The organism is Candidatus Pelagibacter sp. PS_44, assembly GCF_059417735.1.
Genome location: NZ_CM182063.1, coordinates 830,123 through 847,529 on the forward strand (window position 1 = coordinate 830,123; position 17,407 = coordinate 847,529).

21 protein-coding genes are annotated in these 17,407 nt (G+C 30.6%); 2 read left to right on the forward strand and 19 right to left on the reverse strand.

The features are described from left to right. Positions 1–23: 23 nt before the first annotated feature. The 9 genes from glaH to AC5SLO_RS04645 all read right to left on the reverse strand — a co-directional run bounded on the left by glaH (position 24) and on the right by AC5SLO_RS04645 (position 7,429). The gene (gene glaH, locus AC5SLO_RS04605; protein WP_494572808.1) at positions 24–932 is read right to left on the reverse strand and encodes a glutarate dioxygenase GlaH; all 909 of its coding nucleotides are present in this window, start codon (positions 930–932) and stop codon (positions 24–26) included. Continuing rightward, the gene (locus AC5SLO_RS04610; protein ID WP_494572809.1) at positions 932–1,255 is read right to left on the reverse strand and encodes an AzlD domain-containing protein; all 324 of its coding nucleotides are present in this window, start codon (positions 1,253–1,255) and stop codon (positions 932–934) included. The genes glaH and AC5SLO_RS04610 overlap by 1 nt, the downstream gene beginning before the upstream one ends. Further along, positions 1,245–1,949 carry an AzlC family ABC transporter permease gene (locus tag AC5SLO_RS04615; RefSeq protein ID WP_494572810.1) on the reverse strand — a complete coding sequence of 235 codons (705 nt, stop codon included), beginning with the start codon at positions 1,947–1,949 and terminating at the stop codon, positions 1,245–1,247. The genes AC5SLO_RS04610 and AC5SLO_RS04615 overlap by 11 nt, the downstream gene beginning before the upstream one ends. After that, positions 1,949–2,734, reverse strand: a complete 786-nt coding sequence (locus AC5SLO_RS04620; protein WP_494572811.1) for an ABC transporter ATP-binding protein — start codon at positions 2,732–2,734, stop codon at positions 1,949–1,951. Before AC5SLO_RS04620 ends, AC5SLO_RS04615 begins: the two co-directional genes overlap by 1 nt. Beyond that, a complete protein-coding gene (locus tag AC5SLO_RS04625; RefSeq protein ID WP_494572812.1) occupies positions 2,734–3,474 on the reverse strand; it encodes an ABC transporter ATP-binding protein in 741 nt (246 codons plus the stop codon). Before AC5SLO_RS04625 ends, AC5SLO_RS04620 begins: the two co-directional genes overlap by 1 nt. Continuing rightward, positions 3,474–4,526: a branched-chain amino acid ABC transporter permease gene (locus tag AC5SLO_RS04630; RefSeq protein ID WP_494572813.1), complete on the reverse strand. Its 1,053-nt coding sequence runs from the start codon at positions 4,524–4,526 to the stop codon at positions 3,474–3,476. The genes AC5SLO_RS04625 and AC5SLO_RS04630 overlap by 1 nt, the downstream gene beginning before the upstream one ends. Continuing rightward, positions 4,526–5,419: a branched-chain amino acid ABC transporter permease gene (locus AC5SLO_RS04635; RefSeq protein WP_494572814.1), complete on the reverse strand. Its 894-nt coding sequence runs from the start codon at positions 5,417–5,419 to the stop codon at positions 4,526–4,528. The genes AC5SLO_RS04630 and AC5SLO_RS04635 overlap by 1 nt, the downstream gene beginning before the upstream one ends. A gap of 66 nt (positions 5,420–5,485) precedes the next feature. Then, positions 5,486–6,727 (reverse strand): amino acid ABC transporter substrate-binding protein, encoded by a 1,242-nt coding sequence (locus tag AC5SLO_RS04640; RefSeq protein ID WP_494572815.1) that lies wholly within the window; start codon positions 6,725–6,727, stop codon positions 5,486–5,488. 87 nt (positions 6,728–6,814) lie between these two features. Beyond that, positions 6,815–7,429, reverse strand: a complete 615-nt coding sequence (locus tag AC5SLO_RS04645; RefSeq protein WP_494572816.1) for a LysE family translocator — start codon at positions 7,427–7,429, stop codon at positions 6,815–6,817. 127 nt (positions 7,430–7,556) lie between these two features. Between AC5SLO_RS04645 and AC5SLO_RS04650 the strand changes: the two genes are divergently transcribed. Next, positions 7,557–7,853 (forward strand): TIGR03643 family protein, encoded by a 297-nt coding sequence (locus AC5SLO_RS04650; protein WP_494572817.1) that lies wholly within the window; start codon positions 7,557–7,559, stop codon positions 7,851–7,853. A gap of 3 nt (positions 7,854–7,856) precedes the next feature. Beyond that, positions 7,857–8,111: a glutaredoxin 3 gene (grxC, locus tag AC5SLO_RS04655; RefSeq protein WP_494572818.1), complete on the forward strand. Its 255-nt coding sequence runs from the start codon at positions 7,857–7,859 to the stop codon at positions 8,109–8,111. On the opposite strand, the gene AC5SLO_RS04660 is transcribed toward grxC, so the two are convergent. The 10 genes from AC5SLO_RS04660 to AC5SLO_RS04705 all read right to left on the reverse strand — a co-directional run bounded on the left by AC5SLO_RS04660 (position 8,103) and on the right by AC5SLO_RS04705 (position 17,407). Beyond that, positions 8,103–8,444 carry a hypothetical protein gene (locus AC5SLO_RS04660; RefSeq protein WP_494572819.1) on the reverse strand — a complete coding sequence of 114 codons (342 nt, stop codon included), beginning with the start codon at positions 8,442–8,444 and terminating at the stop codon, positions 8,103–8,105. The genes grxC and AC5SLO_RS04660 overlap by 9 nt on opposite strands. Before the next feature lies 1 nt (position 8,445). Beyond that, a complete protein-coding gene (msrB, locus tag AC5SLO_RS04665; protein ID WP_494572820.1) occupies positions 8,446–8,820 on the reverse strand; it encodes a peptide-methionine (R)-S-oxide reductase MsrB in 375 nt (124 codons plus the stop codon). Positions 8,821–8,824: 4 nt separating this feature from the next. Further along, entirely contained in the window at positions 8,825–9,775 is a 951-nt protein-coding gene (locus AC5SLO_RS04670) for a D-2-hydroxyacid dehydrogenase family protein (RefSeq protein ID WP_494572821.1), read from the reverse strand. Next, entirely contained in the window at positions 9,768–10,661 is an 894-nt protein-coding gene (locus tag AC5SLO_RS04675; RefSeq protein ID WP_494572822.1) for a DMT family transporter, read from the reverse strand. The genes AC5SLO_RS04670 and AC5SLO_RS04675 overlap by 8 nt, the downstream gene beginning before the upstream one ends. 3 nt (positions 10,662–10,664) lie before the next feature. Further along, positions 10,665–11,906 (reverse strand): NAD(P)/FAD-dependent oxidoreductase, encoded by a 1,242-nt coding sequence (locus AC5SLO_RS04680; protein WP_494572823.1) that lies wholly within the window; start codon positions 11,904–11,906, stop codon positions 10,665–10,667. 63 nt (positions 11,907–11,969) lie between these two features. Next, on the reverse strand, positions 11,970–13,091 hold the full coding sequence (gene rodA / locus AC5SLO_RS04685; protein ID WP_494572824.1) for a rod shape-determining protein RodA: 1,122 nt from the start codon (positions 13,089–13,091) through the stop codon (positions 11,970–11,972). Further along, positions 13,092–15,014, reverse strand: coding sequence for a penicillin-binding protein 2 (gene mrdA / locus AC5SLO_RS04690; RefSeq protein WP_494572825.1), 1,923 nt, complete (start codon positions 15,012–15,014; stop codon positions 13,092–13,094). It abuts the gene before it with no gap. Continuing rightward, positions 15,004–15,513: a rod shape-determining protein MreD gene (gene mreD, locus AC5SLO_RS04695; RefSeq protein ID WP_494572826.1), complete on the reverse strand. Its 510-nt coding sequence runs from the start codon at positions 15,511–15,513 to the stop codon at positions 15,004–15,006. Before mreD ends, mrdA begins: the two co-directional genes overlap by 11 nt. Beyond that, entirely contained in the window at positions 15,513–16,364 is an 852-nt protein-coding gene (mreC, locus tag AC5SLO_RS04700; RefSeq protein WP_494572827.1) for a rod shape-determining protein MreC, read from the reverse strand. The genes mreD and mreC overlap by 1 nt, the downstream gene beginning before the upstream one ends. Before the next feature lie 5 nt (positions 16,365–16,369). Further along, complete coding sequence (locus tag AC5SLO_RS04705; RefSeq protein WP_494572828.1) at positions 16,370–17,407, reverse strand: rod shape-determining protein; 1,038 nt, start codon at positions 17,405–17,407, stop codon at positions 16,370–16,372.

The following is a 17,407-nucleotide window of genomic DNA, read 5'->3' on the forward strand; positions in this document are numbered from 1 at the left end:
AATTACACACAATTTTTTCAATTTTAATTGAAAAAAGAGCCCCTGATTCTTAATAACTCTCTACTTATTTCTTTATTTTCCTTAAAGGGTTTTCTTCCATGTAGCCAAAAATAATTGTTGGCCGCTATTATAGATCCTGGTGTTAATTTAGTTAATATCTTGTTTTCACTTCCCTCTAATCTATCAGACAATTTTTGTAAAAAATTACCTTGTTCCATATTTTTAGGTTCTGGGAACTGATCTATATAAGAGATATTAGGTCTTCCCTTTTCATCTGTTGAAAAAACTGGATGCTCTACTTTATAATCTATATTTTTACTTTTTGGTGATCCCCAAATAAAATTTTGCTTACCAATAGGATCATTATATAAATCTTTACAGTGCTCCCAATCATCAAGGTGAAGCATGCTTGTTTCTCCTCCCTCAACATTTTTCTCCTCTATCTTGGTCATAAGTAACCAGTCAGTTTTTTCTTTTACATAAGTTCCATCTGTATGTAGATCCATATTCGTATACGCTTTTCTTAAATACGAGTCACTTTTATCCTCATGCTTAACGTGAAATCTTGCATAATATTTTCCAGCCATAGCGTCATGGTTTGGATTACCAATTAAATATGCAATTGCTGTTGATAATTTAACCAAAAAAATATCATTAATTTTTGAACTAATATTTTTTGGACCTATTATAAAACAACCTGTATTTCTATCTCTGATTATCGAGTTAAGTAATTTGCTTAACTTATTAGAAGTTAAATCATCTAAGCTTTTTGCAATTGTAAATCTTGTAAATGGTTTGTATTCTAGAGCAGTAATATCAAATTTATTAAATGGAAATATTAATTTTTCTAAAATTTCATCCTCAATTTTAATATCAATAATTCTTTTTGAGCTTGGGGTTTTTATTATGGTTAGTCCTGGTATATCTTCCATTACATATAATCACTTAATATTGCCATCATAATAGCAGAAATAACCGTTGGATAAACAAAATTTTTTTTTGAAATAAAGAAAATAAATAAACAAAATAGAACAACTAAAACTCTACTGGTATAAGTTGAGTCAGATAATACTCCTACAGGAAATATTATTGTTCTAGCAATTAATGCAGCTAGTGTTGAGTATGCCAGACAATTGAACCATCTAAATAATTTTGAAGTCTCTTTTATTCCTTTCGATGAAATCACACCTAAAAATCTTGATAAAAAAGTTGCTAAAGAAGTAACTAAGATTGCAAGAACTACACTAGTTGACATTTAGTTCTCCTATAAAATAAGCAATCGTTCCACCAACAAGTCCACCTAATAAAATTGACCACTCAGGTGAAAAAAAATAAAAAATTGGCCCTAATATCAAACCTAATATTACAGAAAAAGTAATTTGAATTGTTTTCATTGCACCAACCATCATACATAAAAAATAAATTGGATTTAAAATTGCTAACCCCATCATCATATTTTTATCCAAATAATCAGATGCATAAAATCCTATAAATGTTCCTATTACTGCTGTAGCCCAAGTAGCGCAGCCAATCCCAATCCAAAAATCTATCCTATTTTTTTTGTCTACACTTTTGTAATTACTTTTCATTATTAGCCATGCTGAGACTGCTATAAAATGACATGAAAAATAATATTTCCATTTAGGTTGGCTTTTGTGCATCATCAATGGAAATAAAGAAACGGCCATTGGATATAGTCGAGCATTAACAAACCACACAGCTAAAAAAATATTTAATAATGATGCCCCAACTAACAATGACTCTGCCATAACTAGTGACCCTGGCAAAGCATAAGTTAACATTGTTGAAAAAATACTTTCCTGAATATTAAAGCCTAAATTTTTAAGAAGTGCCCCTATAGCAATAAAGCAACATCCAAGTGCTAATGCAGGACTATCTGGAGCTAATATAGATTTAAAACCTTTAAAGAAAAATTCTTTATTAATCATTAACCGCCAAGGAATAATCTACCCACATCAGGATTTTCTAATAAATCATTCCCTTTGCCAGCAATAGCAGTCTGACCTGATACTAAAACATAACCAATATCAGCAAACTCTAACCCTTTTTTGGCATTTTGTTCCACTAGAATAATAGTTTTCTTTTCTGTTTGTTGAAGATCTCTTAATATTTCAAAAACCATATCTATATATCTTGGTTCTAAACCAATTGAAGGTTCGTCAACGAGCAATACGGAAGGCTTCATAACTAGTGCTCTAGAAATTTCTAATAATCTTCTTTCACCACCTGATAAAACTTTTGCAGGTTGATTTCTTCTGTTTCTTAATCTTTCATATTTTTCAAAAATTCTTTCAGCTTCTTGATAAGACTCATCTGTGTTTTCTTTAGTATAGCCACCCATTAGTAAATTTTCTTCAACCGTCATGTCTGGAAAGACTGAGTTATCTTGCAAGATGTATGCTATTCCACATGACTTAAGTTTTTCAGCTGGAGTTAGATGCGTAATTTCTTTACCATCAATTTCTATTTGTCCTGAAAAGATATTTGTAAATCCATAAATAGAGTGAAGGATTGTAGATTTTCCAGCACCATTTGGACCAATTAAACATAGTGATTGAGCTTTGCTTACACACAAATCAAAATTATGAAGAATTTCCATCTTGCCATATCCAGCAGATAATTTTTTTATTGTTACGTGGTTATTATCTGGAGATAGTTTTTTTAGTTCTTCCGGTCCTGGTGCTTTTCCTAATACATCATATTGATTTGACATTATTGTGCTCCCAAGTAAGCGTCTAGCACACGCTTATCATTTTTAATTTCATCTGGAGTTCCATTTGCTAACATTTGTCCATGTGCTAAACAAAAAACTCTTTGTGCTAAATTCATAATTACTTTCATATTATGTTCTATAACTAACAAGGTAATCCCATAGTCTTTATTGACACTAATTAAACGGTCAATAATTCCATTAATTAATGTTGGATTAATCCCAGCTGTTGGTTCATCTAATAAAAGCATTTTAGGCTCATTCATTAAGGCCATCGCTAATTCTAATAATTTTTGTTGTCCAAAAGAAAGGTCTCCCGCTCTAAGTTTTCTTTTTTGATGAAGTCCTACAAACTTTAATAATATTTCTGCTTTATCAGTCAAATCTGAAGGTATTTTTTGGAAAACTGTTAAAATTCCATCGTTTTCAGGTTTGTGACTAATTAGCATATTTTGAATACAGTTTAATTTTCCATAAATTCGAGTTTGTTGAAAAGTTCTAAGCAATCCAAGTTTAGCAATAACTGGTACGGGTAATTCAGAAACTTCTCTGTCATTAAATTTAATTGATCCACCATCAATTGGATAAGTTCCAACAATAGAATTAAATAAAGTTGTTTTTCCAGATCCATTTGGCCCAATTAATCCAACTATTGAACCTTGCTCAACTGACATAGAAATATCTACATTGGCTTTAACACCACCAAAAGATTTACTTACATTGGATATATCTAATATTGCCATTACTTTAATTCTACCTGTGCTGTTCGGTCTGCTTCATCAATTACCTCTCCAAATCTTTCAGGGTATTTTTCTCTTAACCATCCCATTAAGCCTTCTGGAAAATAAACAACGATTACAATAATTAAAACTCCAAGAGCCACATACTGCCAGCCTAAAAAGTAAGTCCAAAAACCTTCTTTAAATAAATGAAATAAAACAGCACCAACAAGTGGTCCCCATAAAGTTCCTTTGCCACCAAGAATTGCCATTAACACCATGAATACTCCAAATGTAGGTCCAGCAAATGCAATTTCATTAGGTTCAATGTAACCATTAATATGACCCATTAGTCCTCCTGCAATTCCAACAAAGAACGCTGATACCATCCAACCTATAATTTTATACCTCATAGTGTGAATGCCCATTGCTTCAGCTTTATCTTCGTTATCTCTTATTGCATTTAAAACTAATCCAAATCTCGTGCTGTAGGCCCACTTTAAAGTAATAAAAGTTATAACTGCTAAACCAAAACTTAAATAATACATAAACTGTGACGATGATGCATTAGATCCTAAATCTTTTGGCCAAACCGGAACTGTCATACCTTGTCCTGCTCCAATAATTTCAATTCCACCAGCAATTTCGCCAGCAGCAATTCCTAAGGCTAAAGTACAAATTGCAAAGTAATGCCCTCTTAAACCTAAAATTCCATAACCAATTACTCCTGCAATTATTGTTGGTATAATTCCTGCTAACAATATTCCAACACCAAACCCTTGAAAAAATTGTGGGACTGTATGAACAAAAGTTTTTTCTCCACCAGCATCTGTCCACTCAGCTAATGAAAAGAACATTGCTATTTGTGTACTTGAAGCAACATACATTCCAACTCCAAAAAATAAAATATTTCCAAATGTATTGTAACCCATTTGCCCCCCTTGAACGTCCCAAGTCATCGCAAGTACGATTAAAATATAAAGAAACGACATCTGAAGTTTGTAAGCAGGAAATATAAATGCTCCTACCAAACCAAAAATTATTAAACCCGCGTATAAAAGAGTATTTTTATTCATTATTTTAGATATTCTCTTTTTCTTGATAATTTAAATCTTCTATAAACTAAAATTAAAACAAGTAATGAGAATACAGCCGCTATTCTAAATTCTGTTCCTAGTAAATAATCTGCCCATTCTTCAAATATTCCGAGACCCATTCCTGACACTGCTACAGCTGGTAAATTTCCAAGTCCAGCAATGATTACAATCATGAACGATCTAACCGTGTAAGGTAATCCTGTGTATGGATGAAGTGTAAACGTGATCGCAACACAAGCTCCTGCTATTCCACATAGAGCAGCATTTATTCCAAATGTTGCTGCATAAACTTTTTCTGTATCTACACCTAAAATTTTAGCAGCTCTTGCATTTTGTGCGGTTGCTCTAATTGCTCTACCTAATTTTGATTTTCTCATATAGATCACCAAAATAACTGCAGTTATGACACAAACAGCGCCTGCAAATAACTTAGCATTAGGAATTGTAACCATATCATTAAATAACGTTGTTGTTCCAAAATCTGATTGAGCAACAACTACGTCTGCACCAAATGCAAAATTCATTAATTGTTGTGCTAAAATACTAATTCCAAAAGTTGCAAGAATTGATGTAAATAAATCTTTATCTACAACTTTATTAATAACCAATTTATACATTCCCCAACCAACGCAATACATTACAATTGGAGATACAATTATCCCAAAGGCTGGATGAATTCCTGAGAGATACATAAAGTAAGCGATGTATCCACCCATAATTACTAATTCACCTTGTGCGATATTTATTATATTCATCACGCCCCATTGCAAAGCCATTCCATAAGCAATTAATGCAAACAAAATACCAAGAAGTATTCCATCCATTGATGCTTGGACCATTAGTATTGGTGCTTGAAAAATTAGAAAATCCATAAATTCTTTAAATGTTTGTAAAAAAATGCCCCCTACAAGTAGAGGGCATTTAAATTATTTGAGTATTTATCTTTCAGACCAAGATGGAATTGGGTGTACCAACTCAGCTGATGCCCATTTTGTAGGAGCAACAACTTTGTTTTCACACTTACTACCATCATCGTTACATGACACTTGGAAAAGTACCATTGGCTTAGAAACGTTCTGTCCACCTTCTGCAAATTTTATGTTCCCATAAAAAGTTTGCATATCAGTTGCGGCTAAAGCGTCTCTAACTTTTTTAGTGTCAAATGATTGTGCTCTCTCGAACGCATCTTTAAATACTAATAAAGCAGCTGACGACTCTGCAGCTTGGTATGGCGGTGCATAACCAAATGCTTTTGTAAAATCTGCATCATAGGTAGTTCCATCTTTAAAGAAATCATCTTTGTAAGATAATGATTTATGCCATTGCGAAGCACAAAGTGCATACTCAGAAGCTTTACCATGCATCTTAGATAATTTAGCAGCATCACAGTGAGTCATTGCTAACATAGGAACATCAACTTTCATTTCTGAAATTTGTCTAACAGCTGTTAAAGCTCCTTTTGTGTGACCTGAAACCACAAGAACATCTGGTTTTACAGCTTTTACTTTAGATAAAGTAGCAGCCATATCATTAAGTTCTTTCGGTAACTTATCGTCAATGATGATTTTAGAACCTGTTCTTTTAGCAGCATCAAGAATACCTAATCTCACATCTTGAGAAAAGGCATCTTGTTCAAATGCCATTGCAATCTTAACTGGTTTTCCACCGTTTTTTTCAACTGCAAGGTCAATTGCTACATCAAGATATAAGTTTGCTGGAGCAAGCACTGCAAATAAATATTTATAACCCTTAGTGAATAACGATCTAGACGCACCGTTTGCTTCAACCATAGGAATTCCATATTTTTCAGTTACAGGAGCCATAGCTTTTGTAAGTCCTGAGCTATAAGGCCCAAGCATGTATTGAACACCATCTTGTTGAATTAATCTTTCTGCAAGTTGTGCTGCTCTTCCAGAGTTTGACTCGTCATCATAATAAATGATTTCAAACTTGTAAGTTTTTCCACCAACTTTAACACCCCCCATGCTGTTAATTCTCTCTACGGCTAAGTTATAGCCATTTTGAGTATGAACACCATTAGATGAATATTTTCCAGTCAATGAAACAGCTGCACCTAAAATAATTTTATCCCCAACAACCTTCGCGAAAGATATTGTTGAAGCTGAAATTAAAAGAGCAATTGCAGAAACTAACGTAATTAGTATATTTCTGATTTTCATTTTTATTTCCTTCTATTAGTTTTAAATTTAAAGAAATATTAAACCTTTAAATGTAATTCTCCGCAAGTACTTAAAACAAAGTGTGACCTAATATTTTTGAATAAAAGCTATAATTAATGCGATTATTATTAATACGCACGCTGAAATTGTATTAATGGTTTTTGGATTTGCTTGTATCCAAACAATTAACTTTCTAGCAAGCACAGCATAAGCAACTAAAGATAAAAAATCTAAGACTACATATGTTGTGATTAAAATTACAAATTGGACAATATAATTTGAATTAAAATCTATAAACTGTGGAAAAATTAAAGGAAAGAACATCCAAGCCTTTGGACTTGTTCCTGCAACTAAAAAACCATCTTTAAAGAATGAAAAAAAACTTTTTGATGAAATATTATTTGAGTTTATATCTTTTGGTCTTGAATTATAAATATCATAAGCAAGATAAAGCAAATAAACTATTCCAATCCACTTAAAAATATTTAAAAAGTTTGGATTATCAACAAAAAAAGATCCAAGAACAAAAATTACTAAAGTTGCTTGAATAAAATTTGCAGTAACGTCTCCTAGTGCTGTCCAAATACATTTTTCAACCCCATAATTCATAGAATAAGAAATGATCACAATTCTAGGAGTTCCAGGGGTGATAAATAGAAATAAGATTATCTGTAAAAAGAGGAAATAATTTAAAGGGAGCATTTTGGGATTTTTAGGATAGTCCAAAAAAACCGGGAGCTAAAGATGGCTAAGATGGACTATCTAGATCAGATAATACCATGCCCTTAATTAAAATGCATTAATCATTTTTTTCAAATATAAAGGATTTATGAAAAAAAAAGGTCGCAGACCCATCACCAAGGTCAAAAATCCAGAACCGAAAATTGATGACCCAGATTGGATCATCTGGGCAGCTTGGGCAGACCGGATCACTTTTGAAGAAATTGAACAAAAGACTGGAAAGACAGAATCTGAAGTAATCAAGATTATGCGAAGATCTGTTAAACCTACTTCATTCAGGTTGTGGAGAAAAAGAGTAAATCAAAAGAGTATAAAACATAGAAAAAAATTTGAATATTCTAGAAAAGAAATTACTAGTAAAATTAAAAAGAATGATTATTTATAATCTATGAAATCAGTTACTATTTATACAGGACCTCTTTGTAATTTTTGTGATGCTGCAAAAAGATTATTAACTAGAAACAACGTTGAATATAAAGAAATCAACATTGCATCAGTAGATGGAGCAATGGATGAAATGATTGCTAAAGCTAATGGAAAAAGAACCATACCTCAAATATTCTTTGATGATCAGCACATTGGTGGTTACGATGAAGTAAGAGCCTTAGAAAAAGAAAACAAATTACAAGATCTTTTAAAATAAAATAAAATAAATAACTAAAAAAACTAAAGTATATTCAAAAAAACTTTTAAAAGATGTTATTTGTTTTTCATTAAATCTTTGATTGATATATTTTTTTAATAAATAAAAACCAACATTCACTAACAAAACACCAATTATAATGCCAATAACTGTAAATTTAACTGTAAAATTTTTATAACCAAAGTAGCAAGCTGCAATTAAACTAAGCCAAGAAATTTTTGTAATAAATATTTTAAATATTATTCCAGCCTTCTTACTAAACACTGATTGTGTTTTTATTATTGAATAAGACCAAATAATACCAATTAAAAAAGTAGTAAACTTAATAATCATTTTACGTTTTTGGCTTAAAGACTAAACAAACACCATTATTACAGTATCTTTTTCCCGTAGGGTTTGGTCCATCTTCAAAGATATGACCATGATGTCCACCACATTTTTTGCAATGATACTCAACTCTTTCATACCCTAATAACGTATCTGTTTTAGTTTCGAAAGCATCAGGTAGTGACTGATAAAATGAAGGCCAACCAGAACCACTTTCATATTTAGCAGTTGAATCAAATAGCTTTTCACCACAATTAGCACAGTGGTAACTACCTTCTCTTTTTTCATAGTTTAATTCGCTAGTGCCCGGTGCTTCAGTTCCATCTTCAAATAAAACTAATTTCTGTTCACTTGTGAGATCTTTATTAATTTTTCTTGTCATAATTTCATTCTAACACTCTTAACGGTTTACCAGCAACACAAGCTTCTAAGCCCTCAATCATTTGTGTATAAAACTTACTATAATTTTCAGCTGTTACATAACCAACGTGTGGCATTAGCAATGCATTGGGTAAAAATCTTAATTTATTATTTTCAGGTAAAGGTTCTTTTTCATAAACATCAAGTCCAGCACCTGCTATAACATTGGTTGATAATGCAATAATTAAATCGTCTTCATTTATAATTGAGCCTCGTGACGTATTAATTAAAAAAGCAGTTTTTTTCATCATATCTAGCTCTTTTAATTTTATTAACTCCTTATATCTTTCACCACCTTGAACGTGGATAGATATAAAATCAGAATTTTGTAATAAGTCTTCTTTACTGCAAGGCAACACATCTAATTCTTTACAGGTATCTAAATTTAAATTTTCACTCCAAGCCATAACCTGCATGCCAAAAGCCTTACCAATTTTAGCAACCTCGGACCCTACTCTACCAAGTCCAATTAATCCTAAAATCTTTCCCTTAAGTTCAAAGCCGATAGTGGTCTGCCAATACCCTTGATACATATTATCAATTTCTTCTTTAAAATTTCTAGCAAGGCCCAAAATTAAACCCCAAGTTAACTCGGACGTTGGAGTAAAATTAATTTCTGTACCACAAACTATAATTTTTCTTTTTTTTGCAGCTACAAGATCTATTGCCTTATTTCTTGATCCACTAGTAATGATAAATTTAAGATCATTAAGATTATCTATTAAATTTTTAGTGATTGGCGTTCTTTCTCTCATTATTAATAAAGCCTCAAAATCAGAAAGTTGTTCAATAGCATCAGCTTCATCAACAAATGGTTCACTAAAAATTTTAAACTCATATTTTCCTGAAAGTTTTTTTAAATCTACAAACTCATGTGATACATTTTGGTAATCATCTAATATTGCAACTTTAAGCATTTTTAATTTCCTTATTTGATAAAAATAAACCTATTATAATTAAAATAGCTCCAATCAAATGAAAAAATTGAAATTTTTCATCAAAAATTATTATAGCCATCATAGTACTAAATAATGGAATTAAGGATAATGAAATACCTGCTCTATTAGCACCTATAATTGATACCGCTCCAGCCCAACAATAATAAGATCCAATGCTAGGAAAAAGTGCAAGAAAAACTAGAGTATAAATGAAATTAATATCAAACTGAATCACTTTTCCATTTGAAAATTCATATAAAAATTGTGGTAATACAGTAATCAATCCTAATGTACAAATAACATGCACTAACGCTAACAATGGTAAGGTAAATTTTTTTCTTTTTAAAAGAGTCGAATAAACTCCCCAAGCAAGAACACCTCCAACCATTATTAGGTCACCTTTATTAAAATTTAATGAAAGTATAATGTCTAGTTTAAGTTTGGTTATTATCACTATGATCCCACAAATAGAAACTATCAAACCTAGGATCTGAAATTTATTAGTTTTTTCAACATTAAATAAAAAACAAAGTAAAATTATAATAGCAGGTATCGCAGCATTAAAGAGAGAAGCATTTATTACTTGCGTGTGCATTAGAGCTAAATATGTAAATGAATTAAATAAACCAACACTTGTAAGGCCTAAAAAAAACAACAACGGTAAATTTTTAAAGATAATTTCTTTGTATTTAATTATATCTTTGTAAGTGAATGGTAATAGAATTATCCAAACTAAAGACCATCTATAAAAAACTAAAGATAAAGGTGGGATTTCTGTTAAAAAAGCAAATTTTCCAACTATAAAATTGCAAGCCCAAAATAAAGTTGCACATACCAGCATTGTATATGCTTTAGTGTTTTGCATTAATTAACCAAATCTTTTTGAGCTATAAGGTTCTAGATTTAGATTTGTATTTTCTTCAGCTATCATTCCAGAGATAATCTTTCCAGATATTGGACCCAAAGTCCATCCTAAATGATGATGACCAAAGCTATAAAAAATATTTTTATGATTTTTTGATGGACCTATTACTGGTAAAAAATCTGGCAAACTAGGTCTAAATCCCATCCATTCATCTTCATGCTCTGGTAAATCGCCCAACATATATTTTGCATTATTAATTAAATTTTTAACTCTTCCTTTAGAAGGTGGGTTCTCAAGACCGCCGAACTCAACTGTTCCAACAACTCTAAGTCCTTGTTCCATTGGCGTAATACCAAAACCTCTATTAGAAAAAATTACCGGTCTATTTAAAAGATGATCACAACCTTTAAAATGAACATGATATCCTCTTTCTGTATCAAGTGGTATTTTTTCATCCAAATTATCTGTTAATCTTTTTGAAAAAGCACCACAGGCAATTACTAATTTGTCAAAAATAAATCTTTGAGTTTCAGTTTTTATAGCTGGTTTATCTTCATCAAAATTAATGTCTTGGACATTCATTTTTAAAAACTTTCCACCTTTTTTCAAAAAAAGATCAAAAAGTTTTAAAAGAATTCTTTTTGGATTTCTTGCGTGTCTTCCATACTGATAATAAACACCACCATGATAAAAAGGTTTTATATTTGGTTCAAGATCATGAATTTCTTTAGGGGTTACAACTTGTTGATCAACACCCAATTCATTTCTAACTCTAATCTCAAGCTCTCTACTCTTTAAATTTTGATCATTCCAAATATATAAAATACCTTTTTTTTCAACTAAACCTTCTAAATCTATTTCATCAAATAATTCATCATAAGCTGGTAAAGCTAAATCCAAAATTTGATGCATATTCTTTGCTGTATGCATCATTCTATTTGTGGTGCAGTTTCTAATAAATTTTAAAAACCATGGAATCATTTTGGGAACATAATTCCATTTAAGAGCAAGTGGACCTGTTGAGCTTAGAAGCATAGCTGGCACATCAGCTAAAACATCAGGCCTATTCATTAATACACAAGCATATGGAGAAAAATGACCTGCATTTCCATATGAGGCAACAGGACTGCCTGGTTCATCTTTATCAAAAATTGTTACATCGAAACCTTTTTTTTGTAAAAATAATCCATTGGAAATTCCTTGTATTCCTGCTCCTACAATTCCAATTTTTAATTTTTTATTCACAATCTCTATATAATTTCTCAATGAATTTTTTTCCAGCGGCAAATTGGTATGGGTAGTTTAAAATTAAGCTATTAACTGTTTATGATTAATTTTTGCACTCATAACAATTGCAAATCCAATCATTGTGGCCAACATTGATGAGCCTCCATATGACATGATTGGCAGAGGTGAACCAACAATAGGTAATAAACCTAAAACCATTGACATGTTCACTGAAATATAAAAAAATATAGATGATGCATAACCATAACAAAAAATTTTTGCAAAATAACTTCTTGAAATCGAACCTATCTTTATAATTCTATAAATGATTATAATATAGATTAGTAGCAATCCTAATGATCCTAAAAAACCATACTCTTCTGCAAATAATGTAAAAATAAAGTCAGTATGTTTTTCAGGTAAAAATTCTAAATAGTTTTGTGTTCCCTTTAAAAAACCTTTTCCAGTAAATCCACCAGAACCAACTGCTATTTTAGATTGAATTATTTGATATCCTGCGCCCAAGGGATCCCTATCTGGATTTAAAAAAGTAAGAATTCTTAATTTTTGATATGGTTTTAAAAGTGAGATGGCAAAAGGCATCGAAATTAATAAAGTTAAAAATGAGTATATAAAATATTTAATGTTTAGGCCTGAAAGCCACATCACAACTAGACCACTTAATCCAATAAGTATTGAGGTACCTAAGTCTGGCTGCGATATTACAAGTAAAATAGGAAGAATAAGAATTATTAATGAAAAAAATATATGCTTAAAAGTATTAACTTCTCGAAGTTGAACTCGATGATAATATTTTGCAAGACAGGCTATTATTGCAATTTTCATTAGTTCAGAAGGTTGTAGATTAATAAAATATAAATCAATCCATCTCTGTGAGCCTGAAACTTTAATCCCATAAATAGAGGCCCATATTAAAAGAAATAAAATTACTACATAAAAGAGATAAGAAAAGTAATGCCAAATATTTATTTTAAATAATGATAAAAAAATCATCATAGAAAAGAAAATCAAAAATTTTGCAATATGACTTTTAGTGTGAAATAAAATCTCTCCACCATCTGTTGAATACATAGATAATGAGCTAATTAAACCTAATAATAAAATACAAAATAATAAAATATAATCAAAATTTCTTAATTTTTGAAACAAAGTTGAATGCGAACTTAGTGAGTTGATTTGCATTTATGTATTTATTATTTTTTGAGTTTGAGCTTGTTCTCTAAGATCATGTCTATCAATAATTAGTTTAAATAATTCTTTTGCAAGTGGAGCTGCTACTGAACTTCCAGATCCACCATGTTCAATAACTATACTCAAAGCATACCTTGGATTTTTAAAAGGTCCAAAGGCTATAAATAATGCATGGTCTCGATTTTTATAATCTATATCTTTTGTTGCTAAATCTAGTTCTCTCTCAGCTTCAGTAATTCTTTTAACTTGTGATGTGCCTGTTTTTCCTGCAAATTGATATTTTGGATCTTCTATTCTAGAAGAATAAGATGTTCCTCTAATTTCATTTGTTGATGCAAACATTGAGTTTCTAATTAATTCTATATTTTCTTTTTTATCAAAAAGTTTAGTGTATTGATCTTCATTAAATGACTTTAAAAAATCCTGTCCTTCTTCCATTAGCTCTTTAATCTCAATAGCTGTTTTGTCTTTTTCATTAATGGTTATTTTAGGATAAATTTTAAAACCGCCATTAGCTAATTGTGCTGTCATTAAACATAATTGAAGTGGAGTAGTTTGAATATAACCTTGACCTATTCCAGTTATTAATGTTTCACCTAAAACCCACCCTTTTCCCAAATTATTTTTTTTCCATTTTGTGTTGGGAACCAATCCTTTTTTTTCATTATTAAATGTTTTGTCTAAAACTTTATCTCCTAGACCAAATTTAATTGAAGTTTCTCTTAAACGATCAACTCCAAGTTTTCTTGCTATTTCATAAAAATAAGTGTCACAAGATTGTTTCATGGCTTCTTTTAAATTTACAACTCCATGACCTTTCTCTTTCCAGCAGTGGTATGTTTGCCCGTACATTTCAGTTTTTCCTGTACAGTTAACCTTAAAATCTTTTGTTATTATATTGTTTTCTAATGCAGAAAGAGCAACCATTGGTTTAAATGTTGAACCAGGTGAATACAATCCAGATAAACTTTTATTAACTAAAGGCTTTAATGGGTTATTCCTAATTAGTTGCCAATCATCTTGGCTAATACCAAAAATAAATAGATTTGGGTCAAATGAAGGAGAAGACTGCATAGCTATAATATCTCCAGTATAAATGTCCATTACATTTATTGATCCAGCCATTCCTCTTAAAAGTTCGGCACTTTTTTTTTGAATCTCTGTGTCTAATGTAAGTTTAATAGTATTGCCTTTTAAACCATCAATTTGATCAACTTGATTAATTCTTTTACCATAAGCATTAACTTCGTATCTCTGGATACCGTTAGTACCAATTAATTGATCTTCAAACGATTTTTCTAAACCAGTTTTTCCAACTTTAAGACCTGGCACAAGATTGTCTTTGATAGACTGATTGTTTAAAATATCATTTTCACTAGCTTCACTTACATAGCCCAATACGTGTGTATAGCTTTCATCATACGGGTAGTTACGTGATACAGAAATGACAGGTTTTGCACCCACTAAATCATAAAGATAATGATTAACTTTAGAAAATTGTTCCCAAGTTAAATTTTTTGAAACAATCAACGTTTCCCAAGGCTTTTGTTGGTTTTTTTGTTTTATAATTTTTTCAAATTTACTGTTAGTAAGATTTAAAATTTCTTTTAGTCTTACTATTAGATATCTAAAATCTTCTACTTGCTCAGGTATTACGTGTAACTCGTAAACCCTGTTATTTCCTGCAATTACATTATCAAAATAATCAAGAAATTCCCCTCTAATTGGCGGCAACCTCCATTCTCTCAGTCTATTTTTATCTGACAGCGTAGAATACTTTTTGTTATCTTTGATTTGTAATGAAAATAATCTTACTATAATTCCTGAGAAGATAATAAATTTTGCTGCTCCAATAATAAACATTCGTCTATTAATGGTATGAATTTTTTTTACACTAAAGTCATCACCTAGCACTGCGTCTACCCTCTATAAAATTAAACAAAAATGGAAAAATTAAATAAAGTAAAGAAGTGAAAATGATATTTGATATTTGATCAATATAACTTGTCTCATAATTAAGAAATATATTTAAGATTATAAAGGACAATGAATTTATAACTAAAAGAGTAATAACAAATGATATCCAATCTTTTAATAAACTTATACTTAACGTTATAGCTCTTAAATAGGCCGCAACACCACAAAGTAATAAATACATCAGGCTACTCATACCAATTGGTGTGCCATTAATTACATCATTAAATAAACCTGCAATAAATATTAAGGTATATCCTAAGCTAGCACTTCTTTTTAAACTAAAGTAAAAAATTAAAATATATGAAAAATTAAATGAAAAATATTTCAAGTTTAAATAATTAAAATCAAAATTATTTAATATAGATACAAAAAGTAAAATTATTGGAATATGGTTTAATAATATTTTTATAATATTTGTTTTATATAACGTCGACATTAATTTTCCACTTTTTTATATGATAAAATTTTTACAAATTTCAATTGACTAAAATCAGAATAGAAATTTATTTTTTGATCTTCATTTTCAAAACTATTTATATCTATTTTACCGATAGGTATTCCAGATCTAAACAAACCTCCAGCACCCGAGGTATAAACAATCATGTCTCCATCAATTCTAGTTTGGTTTTGATCATACTCAATAATACCAAAATTTTTTCCCGTGCCTGACATTATCGCAAGGTGCCCCATGGGCTCAAGAATTACAGGAATTTTACTATTTAAATCTGATAGCAATAATACTCTTGAAGAGGCAAAATTGACCTCAACCACTTTACCTACTAAATATTTTTTATCTAATGCAACAGAGCCTAATTTAATACCATGTTTACTGCCTTTGTTGACTATAACTGATTTAAAAAAAGGACTATTTTTATCACTAAGAACTTTTGCAAATGTACTTTGATCTTCAGCTAAAAAATCATTTACCATTTCTTTTAATCGTTTATTTTCTAAAATTAGAAAATCATTTGATAGTTCTTTTGCTCTCAACTCTTTTAGCTCAAGCTCATTTTTTTTATTACTTTCATATACATCTAAATGTGATTGAATTTTATAGTAGCTTTCTTTTATAAATTTTTCAGGTACTGACACAATAAATGTTGATCTATAAGCAATTTCCTTAATTGCTATTTTAATATAATTAATAGGTTTAAAATTAATTTCTCCTAGAATTAAAAATATTATAGAAAAAATTATAAGTGTTAGTATAGAAAATTTTTGCTGTGTTTCTTTTTTTAAAAATGCAGATCTAATTGCTATTACAAAATCGTCTCTGCTTGTTTCCATTTCTTTTAATACTCAGAAAGCATAGTAGAAAAGGTCTCCTCTTGCTCTAAAGCTTTTCCAGTACCAATTGCAACACATGCTAATGGATCATCTGCTATAAAAACTGGTAAACCAGTTTCTTTGGAAAATCTTTTATCAATATTTTTCAATAAAGCTCCACCACCAGTCAATGTTAACCCCATATCTACTAAGTCAGCTGATAATTCTGGAGGTGTGTTTTCAAGTGCACCCTTTATTCCGTCGACCATATCTTTTAAAATATCATTTAAAGCTTCTGCTGTGTCTTCTTCAGTAATATTTACTTCTTTAGGAGTTCCTGATCTTAAATCTCTACCTTTAACAGCATATACATTTGAATTTGAAGGTATGCCTGTTCCAATTTCTTTTTTTATTTTCTCAGCTGTACTATCTCCAATCATAAGATTATATTCTTTTCTCATATAATTTACTAATGCAGTATCCATTGCATCTCCAGCAACTCTTAGTGATTTAGAATATACCAATCCTCCTAAAGACATTACGGCTATCTCAGTAGTACCACCCCCTATGTCAACTACCATTGACCCTGTTGCTTCTGAAATTGGAAGTCCCGCACCAATTGCTGCTGCAATTGGTTCCTCAATTAATTGAACCCTTCTAGCACCGGCAGCTAAAGCACTATCTTGAATAGCTTTTCTTTCAACTGGAGTTGAGCCTGTTGGTACACAAATTAAAATTCTTGGATTTGCAAAAGTTTTATTCTTATGAACTTTTTTAATAAAATGTTTAATCATTTCTTCTGTAACTATAAAATCTGCAATAACTCCATCTCTTAAAGGTCTAATTGCGCTTATATTACCTGGCGTTCTTCCAAGCATTGTTTTTGCTTCATCCCCCACTGCAAGTACAGTTTTCTTACCACCATTATCTGCGATAGCAACAACAGATGGTTCATTTAAAACTACACCTTGTCCTTTTAAAACTACAAGTGTATTGGCCGTTCCAAGGTCAATTGCCATATCCTGACTCCATACGCTGCTTATATTACTAAACCAATTAGCCAT

Coding starts and splice junctions, on each gene's coding strand:
- mreD (WP_494572826.1), bottom strand. CDS start 15,513: ATGTCGACGTTATATAAAACAAATATTATAAAAATATTATTAAACCAT.
- msrB (WP_494572820.1), bottom strand. CDS start 8,820: ATGACAAGAAAAATTAATAAAGATCTCACAAGTGAACAGAAATTAGTT.
- AC5SLO_RS04615 (WP_494572810.1), bottom strand. CDS start 1,949: ATGATTAATAAAGAATTTTTCTTTAAAGGTTTTAAATCTATATTAGCT.
- AC5SLO_RS04640 (WP_494572815.1), bottom strand. CDS start 6,727: ATGAAAATCAGAAATATACTAATTACGTTAGTTTCTGCAATTGCTCTT.
- AC5SLO_RS04650 (WP_494572817.1), top strand. CDS start 7,557: ATGAAAAAAAAAGGTCGCAGACCCATCACCAAGGTCAAAAATCCAGAA.
- glaH (WP_494572808.1), bottom strand. CDS start 932: ATGGAAGATATACCAGGACTAACCATAATAAAAACCCCAAGCTCAAAA.
- AC5SLO_RS04670 (WP_494572821.1), bottom strand. CDS start 9,775: ATGCTTAAAGTTGCAATATTAGATGATTACCAAAATGTATCACATGAG.
- AC5SLO_RS04705 (WP_494572828.1), bottom strand. CDS start 17,407: ATGGCTAATTGGTTTAGTAATATAAGCAGCGTATGGAGTCAGGATATG.
- AC5SLO_RS04610 (WP_494572809.1), bottom strand. CDS start 1,255: ATGTCAACTAGTGTAGTTCTTGCAATCTTAGTTACTTCTTTAGCAACT.
- AC5SLO_RS04635 (WP_494572814.1), bottom strand. CDS start 5,419: ATGGATTTTCTAATTTTTCAAGCACCAATACTAATGGTCCAAGCATCA.
- AC5SLO_RS04620 (WP_494572811.1), bottom strand. CDS start 2,734: ATGTCAAATCAATATGATGTATTAGGAAAAGCACCAGGACCGGAAGAA.
- rodA (WP_494572824.1), bottom strand. CDS start 13,091: ATGCAAATCAACTCACTAAGTTCGCATTCAACTTTGTTTCAAAAATTA.
- AC5SLO_RS04630 (WP_494572813.1), bottom strand. CDS start 4,526: ATGAATAAAAATACTCTTTTATACGCGGGTTTAATAATTTTTGGTTTG.
- AC5SLO_RS04660 (WP_494572819.1), bottom strand. CDS start 8,444: ATGATTATTAAGTTTACTACTTTTTTAATTGGTATTATTTGGTCTTAT.
- AC5SLO_RS04645 (WP_494572816.1), bottom strand. CDS start 7,429: ATGCTCCCTTTAAATTATTTCCTCTTTTTACAGATAATCTTATTTCTA.
- mreC (WP_494572827.1), bottom strand. CDS start 16,364: ATGGAAACAAGCAGAGACGATTTTGTAATAGCAATTAGATCTGCATTT.
- grxC (WP_494572818.1), top strand. CDS start 7,857: ATGAAATCAGTTACTATTTATACAGGACCTCTTTGTAATTTTTGTGAT.
- AC5SLO_RS04625 (WP_494572812.1), bottom strand. CDS start 3,474: ATGGCAATATTAGATATATCCAATGTAAGTAAATCTTTTGGTGGTGTT.
- AC5SLO_RS04675 (WP_494572822.1), bottom strand. CDS start 10,661: ATGCAAAACACTAAAGCATATACAATGCTGGTATGTGCAACTTTATTT.